A 10,573-nucleotide genomic window follows, 5' to 3' on the forward strand; every position below is an offset into this window, starting at 1 on the left:
GTTATTATGACATACTATTATGAAGCTTATAATCGTCAGGGCGAACATTATCAAGGGGAAATCGAAGCCGGCAGCCGTCAGGAAGCGGCGCATAAGATACGGCGGCAAGGCTTGTGGATAACGGCGCTGGCAAGTAACGATAAGAATAAAAAGGGGATAAAAGACTACCTCGAGGAAACGAAATTTTTCGCTAAAGTTGTGGATGATACGCAAATTGCCCTCTTTTTTCGGCAGATGTCTGTACTGTTAAGTGCGGGAATTCCCGTCCATGAGGCACTAAAATCGCTGCTGACCGGTGGCAGGCAGGGAAGCTATACCCGCTTGCTCACAGGGCTTTATCAACAGGTACTCAAAGGGAAATCTTTATCGGCAGCAATGGAGGAGAGTCATTGTTTTTCACCGCGGATAGTCCAGTTGGTATCTGCCGGTGAACGTGCGGGGACTTTGGAAGAGACTTTCAACCGTTTGGCAGATTTTTTGGCGCAGATGGTTAAGAATCGGGAACAGCTAAAATCCGTATTGTTGTATCCTGCGATTATTGGGGTAACGGCTTTGGCGGTGTTGATTTTTATGACGCTGTTTATTCTGCCGGCCTTTGCCTCGCTGTTAAGCAATCTGCAAACGGAATTGCCATTGCCGACAAAAATTCTGTTGGATTTGGCTGCATTTTTGCAGGCCTATGGCGTGGAGACAATGGCCGGAGGCTGTGTGCTGGCCTTGGGACTCTATGGATTATCCAGGCAGGCCCTGGTCTGCTATTATGGACATCGCCTGCTTCTTTCTCTGCCTTTGGTGGGGGCATTGGCTTGTCATGTAGCCTGGTCTTTGACGTTCCATACGCTGGCAATGCTTTTGGAGCAAGGGATAAATCTGCACATGGCCCTAAAGATGGCGGCTCCCGTGACTGGAAACCGCTACATAGAAAAAGAGTTATGCTGTTTACAGAATAAAGTTGAGCAGGGCAGTTCACTTATTAGTGCCCTGCAGGACTGCCAGGCCTTTCCGCCAATGCTGTTTGAAATGCTTGAAGCGGGGGAACAGGCCGGACAATTGGAGGTTATGCTCGGCAAAGCCGCTGCCTTTTGCCAGGTACTGGCGGAAAACGAATCCGCCCGTCTGCAGGCACTGGCTGAACCTGCCGCCATCTTCACCGTAGGCGGCTTAGTGTTCTTTATGGTTATGGCGGTGATTATGCCGTTATTAAATACCATGGATGCGCTGAGCATGTAAACAAAAAAATTGACTTGTCAAATTCGTGTTGACAAGTCAATTTTTCTTTAGGACAGCAGTTTTTCTTTAAGCTGCTGGTATTTTAATGTATAATACGGGCCATTTTGAGCTTCGCGATGGTCAAAGCCATAGGCGCGGCGGCTGACGGCCAAAATGGGCGGTGCCTGAATGCGCTTGGCTACAGCCATGCCCGTAAAGAGATTCCACCAACGTTCCAAATCGGCGATGAATTCCTGCGCAGTGGGGAAGTATTTGGCCACAAGGCCTGGCTCACAACCCAGATTTTCCTCAAGCGTGCCAGCGGCATACCATTCCAGAATATCTTCGGGTGCAGCCTTCTGCCAGCGCTCAATAAAGGAACGGAACAGGTAATCGTGGTAAGGATATTTGATGGGGTCGCCCTTGCCTTCGTCGACATTCTGCGCCGAGGAAAGTTCAGCACTCGGCACAATGTCGATAATGCCCTGCGGTACGACTTCGCGGCCGTAGACTTTATCATTCATATAATGGGCGAGGGCGTAGACCTGATATTTCCAAAGGTCTGCCAAAGCTGCCAAAAAGCCGGACTGGTCGCCGTAGAGGGTGGAGTAGCCCACCGTGGTTTCGGCTTTGTTGGCATTGCAGGTAAAGCCGCCGCCAAAGGCTGCTGCCGCACCGGCAAGGACGCGGGCACTGCGGTCGCGTGCCTGAATGTTTTCGGTGACAAAGGAAGATATCGTGAGATTCTGCTGAGAACCATCCGTTAGATAGGTAACCGGCGTATGGGAAAGCTGGTCAACGGTGTGGTCAACGGACTGCTGAATCGGGACAATGGCATACTGACAGCCAAGATTATCTGCCAGTTCCTTGCTAAGGCCCTTGGTGGTAGCGGAGTTAAAGACACTGGGCATATTGACCAGCAGGAGATTTTCCGGGCCGACAATTTTGGCGTAGAGGGCCGCAGCTACAGCAGAGTCAATGCCGCCGGAGATACCGATAACCACCTTCTTCATATGGATGTTTTCGAGGAAACGGCGCACGCCGTAGTTCAGGGCGCGATAGATATGGGCAATGTCCGGCTCCTTATCTTCGGGCAGTGCCGGCATATCAGCAAGTTCAGCCATATCCACGAGGGTGAGTTCTTCCTGATATTCCTCGCTCATGGCGCAGACATCACCTTTGGCATTGTAGGCGGTGCTGGAACCATCGAAGGTGTAGACCGTTTTGCCGTTGTTCTGCAGGCCGATGGCATTGACATAGAACAATGGTTTGCCGGCGGTTCTTGCCTGTTCGCCAAAGACGCGGTTGCGCTTGCCGTTTTTGCCTAAGGTATAGGGGGAAGCGGAGATATTGACAAAGAAGTCAATGCTGCCCTTGTCCTGCAAAATCTGCAACGGTTCTAACGCATAGTTATCGCTCCAACCATCTTCACAGAGCAGACAGCCAACGTTGTATTCCTGGCCCTGCACGTTGATGCAGACAGGCGCGATAAGGTCGGCCGGCTTTTTGCCCTGCTCCAAAGCCAGCTGCTGCAGGCTGTAAAAATGACGGGTATCATCAAATTCACGATAGTTGGGCATCAGAGTTTTGATGGCATAGGGATATTCCTGGCCGGTGGGGGCAATCAACTTGCCATTCTGTGCCGTAAAGAACGCGTTGTACTTGCGTACCCGGCCGTCGTTGTTGCTTTTATCCCAGTCCATCGCGATATTGCCGAACATGACGACAATATCCTGCGAAGCCGCGATGATTTCCTGTCCGTAATGTTCGCAGTCCGCCAAAAAGCTGGTCTGTTCCCAGGTATCACCCAGCAGGTAGCCGGGAATCGCCATTTCAGGGAAGATGACTACATCAGCCAGATTTTCCCTAGCTTCATCAATCATGCGCAGCATTGTGGCGGCATTTTTATCGGGATGCCCGGGAATGACTTCCATTTGGGCCATAGCTATTTTCAACAAGGTATTCACTCCATTTTCAGGTATATTTAAGTTACCTTCAACTATACGCCATATCTTTTGACAAGTCAAAAACTAAAATGGGGAAGCGTCATAAAGATAATCGGAGAAAACATTGATTTACAAAAAACGATGATTTATAAAATGTAGTAGCATATTTTGTAAAATCGCTGTATAATAAGTAACGGACGTTCAAGAAAGAAATTAGGTGTAACAAGAAATGGCAAAAAAGAAAAAAGAAGCAAAGACCAATGCAGCGCGTATTTTGGACACATTAGGAATAAGCTATGAGCTCAAAACCTATGAGGTGGACGAAAGCGACCTTTCCGCTGTGCATGTGGCTGAATCGGTGGGCATGCCCATTGAAATGGTGTATAAGACGCTCGTGTGCCGCGGCGATAAGAATGGTGTTTTGATGGCCGTGATTCCGGGCGGCGGTGAGCTGGACTTGAAGGCACTGGCTGCGGCTTCGGGCAACAAACGGGTGGAAATGGTGCACTTGAAGGAGGTCTTCGGCCTTACGGGATATATTCGTGGCGGTTGTTCTCCTTTGGGCGCCAAGAAGGATTATCCCGTGTATCTGGATGCCAGCGCCGAGCAGCAGGAGGTAATTGCCATCAGTGCCGGCAAGCGTGGTGAGCAGATTATCTTAAAGCCTGCGGATTTAATCACAGCGGCCAAGGCAACGGTAGCGGCGGTCAGCAGATAAGATTGGTTGGATTATAGCATAGAGGAAAGAGGCGGTTTATTTGAAATACAGCAGCACTCGTGGAGACAGCGTACAGGTAACGGCGGCAGAAGCGATTATAAAAGGGCTGGCAGCAGACAGCGGTCTGTTTGTGCCGGATGAACTTCCCCGGATTTCCCCGTCATTTATTGAAGAATTGGTGCCCCTTTCCTATGAGGAACGGGCGGTAAAGGTTTTGCGCCTGTTTTTGACCGACTATACCGACGAAGAACTCAAAACCTGTGTGGAAAATGCTTATGGCAAGGGCAAATTTGACTGTGCAGGCCGCGCGCCGGTGACGGACTTAGGTGCTATGCAGGTGCTTGAACTTTGGCATGGCCCGACCAGCGCCTTTAAGGATATGGCACTGCAGCTCCTGCCGCAGCTGATGAGTACGGCACTGAAAAAGACTGGCGAACAGGATAACGTGCTGATTCTTGTCGCAACTTCCGGTGATACGGGCAAGGCCGCCTTGGAAGGGTTCCGCGATGTGGACCAGATTTCCATTATGGTCTTCTATCCCGAGGGCGGTGTCAGCCGTATCCAGCAGCTGCAAATGCTGACCCAGGAGGGGAAAAATGTCAACGTTACGGCTGTGCGGGGCAATTTTGACGATGCGCAGAGCGGTGTTAAGGTAATTTTTGCGAATCAAGCCTTTAACGAACAGCTGGCCGAGAAGGGCGTAAAGCTGTCCTCGGCGAACTCCATTAACTGGGGCCGCCTTGTACCGCAGATTGTCTACTACTTCAGCGCCTATGCGGATTTGCGCAAGAATGGCCGCATTGCCGCAGGTGAGGAAGTAAACTTCACCGTGCCTACCGGTAACTTCGGCAACATTTTGGCAGGTTTCTACGCCAAGCAGATGGGGCTGCCTGTTCATAAGCTGATTTGTGCCTCCAATGCCAACAATGTGCTGACGGACTTCCTGCAGACAGGCCGTTATGACCGAAACCGTGCGTTCTATAAAACCATTACGCCGTCCATGGATATTTTGATTTCCAGCAATCTGGAACGCCTTCTTTACCATGTGACCGGGGATAAGGAGCAGGTGGCAGACTGGATGGCTGAACTCAATAACTCCGGCAGCTATGAGGTGGATGTAAAGACGCGTGGTATCATCAAGGAAACGTTTTGGGCTGATTGGGTGGATGATGCTGCAACAAAAAAATGCATCAAGCAGGTGTATGGCCAGCATAAGTATGTGCTGGATACGCATACGGCTGTGGCTTATCAGGTGGCAGAAAACTATCGTCATGCAACCCATGATGAACATGTGATGGTGGTGGCTTCGACCGCCAGCCCCTATAAATTCAATGGCAGTGTATTGGACGCTCTGCAGGCAGAAACTGCCGGTCTGGACGAGTTTGCTCTTTTGGATAAATTACAGGAACTCAATGAAAATCCGATTCCTGCCGGTCTTGCGGCACTCAGAACCAAGACTGTATTGCATAAGGGCGTATGCGATAAAGATAAGATGAATGAAGCCGTAATGAACTTTATTGCCCGTTGATTCATTGATAAACACTCCTTAACAATAACCTGTTACGGAGTGTTTGTTTTTGCTTAAATATTTATGTCGAATAATTTTGATAAATGATATTTTTGTAATTTGACAAGAAAATAGTTGACATTTATGGAAAAATAAGCTAATATAATATGCGTGGTGAGAAACAAAAAGTGAAAAGCTTCTCAAACTGCAAAGTATCTTTTTTATGAAAGAGGTTGAATGTAAAATGGCAAACATCGATCTTAGCCAGTATGGTATCACTGGTACGACTGAAATTCTCCACAATCCGTCCTATAAGACGCTTTTTGAAGAAGAGACTAAAGAAGGCTTAACTGGATATGAACAGGGTCAGGTTTCCGAATTGGGCGCTGTAAACGTCAAGACCGGTATTTTCACTGGCCGTTCTCCTAAAGATAAATTCATCGTGGATGATGAAACTTCCCATGACACTGTTTGGTGGGATTCCGAAGATTATCACAACGATAACCACAGAGCTACGCCGGAAACCTGGAACGCTCTGAAAGAAATCGCTAAAAAGGAACTGTCCAACAAGAAACTCTACGTTGTAGATGCTTTCTGCGGTGCCAACAAAGACACCCGCATGGCTGTCCGCTTCATCGTGGAAGTTGCTTGGCAGGCACATTTCGTAACGAATATGTTCATTAAGCCGACGGAAGAAGAACTGGCTAACTTCAAGCCGGACTTCGTTGTTTACAACGCTTCCAAGGCTAAAGTTGAAAACTACAAGGAACTCGGCCTCCATTCCGAAACGGCGGTTGTCTTCAATCTTACGAGCCGTGAACAGGTTATCATCAACACCTGGTATGGCGGTGAAATGAAGAAGGGTATGTTCTCCATGATGAACTACTTCCTGCCGCTCAAAGGCATTGCTGCTATGCACTGCTCCGCTAACACGGATAAGCAGGGTCAGAATACGGCTATCTTCTTCGGCCTCTCCGGCACGGGTAAAACCACCCTGTCCACGGACCCGAAACGTCTCCTGATTGGTGATGACGAACACGGCTGGGATGATGAAGGCGTATTCAACTTCGAAGGCGGCTGCTATGCTAAGGTTATCAACCTCGACATGGAATCCGAACCGGACATCTATGGTGCCATCAAGCGTAACGCTCTGCTCGAAAACGTAACCCTTGATGACAAAGGCAACATCGACTTTGCTGATAAGACCATCACGGAAAACACCCGTGTATCCTATCCTATCGACCATATCAAAGGCACCGTTAAGGGCTTTGTCAACGACAAGAGTGCAGCTCCGGCAGCTAAGAGCGTTATCTTCCTGTCCGCTGATGCTTTCGGCGTACTGCCCCCGGTTTCCATCCTGACTCCGGAACAGACGAAGTATTACTTCCTCTCCGGCTTCACGGCTAAACTGGCTGGTACGGAACGTGGCATCACCGAACCGACGCCGACCTTCTCCGCTTGCTTTGGCCAGGCATTCCTCGAACTGCATCCGACCAAGTACGCTGAAGAACTCGTTAAGAAGATGGAAGCTAACGGCACGAAGGCATACCTCGTGAACACGGGCTGGAATGGTTCCGGCAAGCGTATCTCCATCAAAGATACCCGCGGCATCATCGATGCTATCCATAGCGGCGCTATCAAGAATGCTCCGACGAAGAAGATTCCGTTCTTCAATCTGGAAGTTCCGACGGAACTTGAAGGTGTTGACACCAACATCCTCGACCCGAAGGATACCTACCAGAATCCGGCTGAATGGGAAGAAAAGGCAAAAGACCTCGCTCAGCGCTTCATCAAGAACTTCGATAAATACACGAAGAACAATGAAGCAGGCAAGGCTCTCGTTGCCGCTGGCCCGCAGCTCTAAGATCGCATGATAGAGAGGCCATCGCATTTGTATAGTGCGATGGCCTTTTTGTATTCTGCTTCCTGGTCTAATCCGGGGATAGAAATGGGGAATATCCTTATGGAAATGAATGTTGAACTTGGTATGGAGGAAAAGACATCTTCACGACTAGGCAGGCGAGTGCCTGCTATCCTGGGGGCTCATATACTAATGGGATTGGCCGTGGTGCTCATGCGATTGAGTCTGTTCGGCAATGACCCGTTTTCTTGTATGAACCTCGGCTATGCAGGCGTGTCGGGACTCAGTTATGGCACATGCGTAATTATCTTCAATCTGGCCTTGATTATTCCCGTGGCTCTGTTGGACAGGAGTTACTTGCGTTTTGGCACGCTTATCAATATGTTTATGTTGGGGCTCATTGCCGATTTTTGGTATGCCTTGATAGGTGATTTGAGCATCTTTGCAGAGCCGGATCTTTCTCTGCGGGGGATGCTGTTGGCAGGAGGCGTGGTTCTAACCTGCTTTTCTTGTTCACTCTATATGAGTTCAAGACTGGGGATGGGGCCGTATGATGCCATCGGTTGGATACTTGCAGAACGTAGCGGTGGTCGTGTTCCCTTCCGGATAGTTCGCATACTCATTGATGCTTGTGCTGTTTCTATCGGCTTTGCCTGCGGCAGTATCGTGGGCGTAGGGACTTTGGTGATGGCCTGCGGTACTGGCCCGCTCATTGAATTTTTCAATCAGAAGGTAAGCTTGCCCCTGTTGTATGGGAAAAGAATGTTATAGAATGTTAATTAAACTGGAGAATAGTACTAGGCAACAGGAACGTTTGAGAGAGCAGCCATGCTTTTTTGAAGGAAGAAGTTTCAAATGAAGGAATCTGGTCAGGTGGATGAGAATGGTAAATTCGGAGCTGACGAGTATGAGGCTGTCATGTGGCAGCTTCTTTTGATTGCCAGATAAATGGTGGCAGCATATCCTTGGCCTTGGCTAATGTTGGTACTAATGTATTACTGGGATTGGGGGCTGCAATACTTGGCCTTCATATCGCAGCCTATCTGTAACGTAAATTTGATAAAATATAAGAATAGGAAGGAAACGAAAATATTAGAAACGTTGCCTGAGTAGAGTGAATAGCTGTGAAAAGGCTTAAATAAAAAGCTTTTTTCACAGCTATTTTTATCAAGGATAACAGGAGGTCGGAAATGCGGTTACTAAAAAAGAGTTTGCTGGCAGCAGCCATTATGTTTATATGTGGGTCAAGCAGCTTGTATGCTAAGCCGTTGGCTGTAGTGCAGGAAAGTAATCTATGTGGTGTAATTGATAACCAAGGCAGCTTGATTGTGCCATTAAGCTATGACCGGATAGTGCCATGGTCAAATGGCGCACTGATGGTGAAAAAGGGAGATAATTGCGGTGTTTTGGGGCCAGATGGAAGAATAATTGTGCCAATAGAATATCTGAATATCCTCATTCCAAGTCATGGCAATACATATCTGGTAGAAAACAACGAAGCACATTGGGGGGCATACAGCGCTGATGGTCGGATGATTTTGCCAGCTGTCTATGATGAAATAACAGCAACTGACAAGAAAAATACATGTTTTGCTGTCCGTCAGGGGACGGTATGGAAATTTATCCATGGAGATGATACGGCAGCTAACAATGAGGCGTTTGACTACATAGGAGAATTTAGCGAAGAGGGGTTGAGCGTTGTAAGGCAAAAAGGTAAATGGGGTTATGCTGCACTGCAGGGGAAAATTGCCATAAGTCCACAGTTTGAAAGCGCGCAAAATTTTTCTGGTGGACTTGCTGCTGTAAAGCAGCAGGGCAAATGGGGGTTCATTGATGAGCATGGCATATTTAAGATAAAACCGCAATTTGCCGAGGTGTATTCCGGCTTTTCAGAAGGTCTGGCTGCAGTGCAGTCGCCTAATGGTAAAGGCTATATCGATAAGCACGGGAATTTACTGATACCGCGTGATTCGCGTTATATTGGACCATTTAAGAATGGAGTGGCAGAAATCCGAGAAGTAAAGAAAAAACTGAATGTGTGGAGTTCATTGGCTTACGGAGCAAGTATTGCATTGGGCGGAATTGGTCTGCCACCGAAGGATGCATTGAAAAGTAACGAGAAAAGAGGATTCATCAACCGACAGGGAAAGGAAGTAGCATCGACCAGTTATGATGAAGTATTGCCTTTTACTGATGATATGGCTCTGGTACGTAAGGATAAGAAATGGGGCGCAGTGAGTATGGACGGAAAAAATATAATCCGTCCTATGTATCTGGCTATGCGTCCTTTTGGTGATGGCATGGCGGCTGCTTACACCGGAAGTGGCTGGCAGCTTATTGATAAAACTGGTCAGTTGGTTAAGTACTTGCCGGATTCTATAACGGATGCTGGTGTTTTATCCGAAGGATTGCTTCCCGTATGTACAGGTGAGAAATGGGGGTATATGAATATGGCAGGGGACTTTGTTGTTGCGCCACGTTTTATGCAGGCAGGAAGCTTTGTGGACTTGGTAGAAGCAGTTGGGAACAACCGTTAAACACGAATAAAAGTATGACAGTGAGACTGGGAGAATAGGACTATGGGTAAAATAGATAGACTCTTGGGTTTCGGAGATATTCATGGCAAATGGAATTGCATGCTGGGAAAGGTCGTGTATATTTTGCGGATTTTATAGCCGATTCCAGCATTATCACCATCATAAGCGGTGAATGAGAGATAGTCACGAGTTCCATTACGGCTCATGAGTCGCAGTACGCCATCTCGCTGGAGGATGAACTTCTCGAAACACAATCAAACTCCAATCCTATCACCGTAGCATTTTGGATGCGTCCATTATCAATGGATTCTTCTATAGTGGCTTGGGAGATAATCTCGCCACCTCCTTCAATGTGATTATCATGAAGGTCAAATTCTTCCATGGCTCCGTAATTAAAAGCATCCTGATTGTCGCGTATAAACTGTTCCCTGTCATCGGGCTGCAAGGGAATAAGTGATATTGTTGTGTGCATGTTCTGTCACCTTAAATGTCTGAAATTAAGCTATATTATATCGCGTGAGCAATTTTGGAGCAATGAAAAGTTAATGTGCAGTCAGCTGGCGGATGCTGTGGTAGCCAGCTTGATTTTGCTGTTGGTGCATGGTACAATTCCATAAAGATGGCTATAACTTGGGGGCAACGTCTTATCGGCGTTGCCTTTCGTGCATTGTGAGGAATCAAATTGAAGGTAGTGAACGTACCCCCGCCTATAGAGGCGGGAGCTTCCTGCTTCCACGAGAACAGCACCACTGACTCCGAAGAGTTGCAGCGACTTACACTCTCTCCACAGGCGTA

The 10,573-nt window shown here is 48.0% G+C and carries 8 protein-coding genes; 7 read left to right on the forward strand and 1 reads right to left on the reverse strand.

All coding sequences use genetic code 11. The annotated features are described in order from the left end of the window. The first annotated feature begins 6 nt into the window (after positions 1-6). On the forward strand, positions 7-1,230 hold the full coding sequence (locus G598_RS17480) for a type II secretion system F family protein (RefSeq protein ID WP_051180098.1): 1,224 nt from the start codon (positions 7-9) through the stop codon (positions 1,228-1,230). A gap of 47 nt (positions 1,231-1,277) precedes the next feature. Here the strand turns inward: G598_RS17480 and nadE are convergent, their stop codons facing one another. Then, positions 1,278-3,167, reverse strand: a complete 1,890-nt coding sequence (gene nadE / locus G598_RS0108455; RefSeq protein WP_026766602.1) for an NAD(+) synthase — start codon at positions 3,165-3,167, stop codon at positions 1,278-1,280. Positions 3,168-3,384: 217 nt separating this feature from the next. Here nadE and ybaK point away from each other — a divergent pair, with 217 nt between their 5' ends. The 6 genes from ybaK to G598_RS20035 all read left to right on the forward strand — a co-directional run bounded on the left by ybaK (position 3,385) and on the right by G598_RS20035 (position 10,235). After that, positions 3,385-3,873: a Cys-tRNA(Pro) deacylase gene (gene ybaK, locus G598_RS0108460; protein WP_026766603.1), complete on the forward strand. Its 489-nt coding sequence runs from the start codon at positions 3,385-3,387 to the stop codon at positions 3,871-3,873. A gap of 40 nt (positions 3,874-3,913) precedes the next feature. Then, positions 3,914-5,401: a threonine synthase gene (gene thrC, locus G598_RS0108465; protein ID WP_026766604.1), complete on the forward strand. Its 1,488-nt coding sequence runs from the start codon at positions 3,914-3,916 to the stop codon at positions 5,399-5,401. A gap of 223 nt (positions 5,402-5,624) precedes the next feature. Further along, positions 5,625-7,244, forward strand: coding sequence for a phosphoenolpyruvate carboxykinase (ATP) (gene pckA / locus G598_RS0108470; RefSeq protein ID WP_026766605.1), 1,620 nt, complete (start codon positions 5,625-5,627; stop codon positions 7,242-7,244). Positions 7,245-7,343: 99 nt separating this feature from the next. Then, positions 7,344-8,012: a YczE/YyaS/YitT family protein gene (locus G598_RS0108475; RefSeq protein WP_157833303.1), complete on the forward strand. Its 669-nt coding sequence runs from the start codon at positions 7,344-7,346 to the stop codon at positions 8,010-8,012. 419 nt (positions 8,013-8,431) lie between these two features. After that, positions 8,432-9,778, forward strand: coding sequence for a WG repeat-containing protein (locus tag G598_RS0108485; RefSeq protein WP_026766607.1), 1,347 nt, complete (start codon positions 8,432-8,434; stop codon positions 9,776-9,778). A gap of 283 nt (positions 9,779-10,061) precedes the next feature. Next, the gene (locus G598_RS20035) at positions 10,062-10,235 is read left to right on the forward strand and encodes a hypothetical protein (RefSeq protein ID WP_211221536.1); all 174 of its coding nucleotides are present in this window, start codon (positions 10,062-10,064) and stop codon (positions 10,233-10,235) included. The last annotated feature ends 338 nt before the right edge of the window (positions 10,236-10,573 follow it).

This window comes from Selenomonas ruminantium subsp. ruminantium ATCC 12561 (genome assembly GCF_000424065.1).
In the GTDB taxonomy this organism is placed as follows: Bacteria; Bacillota; Negativicutes; order Selenomonadales; family Selenomonadaceae; genus Selenomonas_A; species Selenomonas_A ruminantium.

Bases quoted from the DNA above. Each gene is read 5' to 3' on its own strand.
- ybaK (WP_026766603.1), top strand. From the start codon at position 3,385: ATGGCAAAAAAGAAAAAAGAAGCAAAGACCAATGCAGCGCGTATTTTG.
- pckA (WP_026766605.1), top strand. From the start codon at position 5,625: ATGGCAAACATCGATCTTAGCCAGTATGGTATCACTGGTACGACTGAA.
- G598_RS17480 (WP_051180098.1), top strand. From the start codon at position 7: ATGACATACTATTATGAAGCTTATAATCGTCAGGGCGAACATTATCAA.
- G598_RS0108475 (WP_157833303.1), top strand. From the start codon at position 7,344: ATGGAAATGAATGTTGAACTTGGTATGGAGGAAAAGACATCTTCACGA.
- G598_RS0108485 (WP_026766607.1), top strand. From the start codon at position 8,432: ATGCGGTTACTAAAAAAGAGTTTGCTGGCAGCAGCCATTATGTTTATA.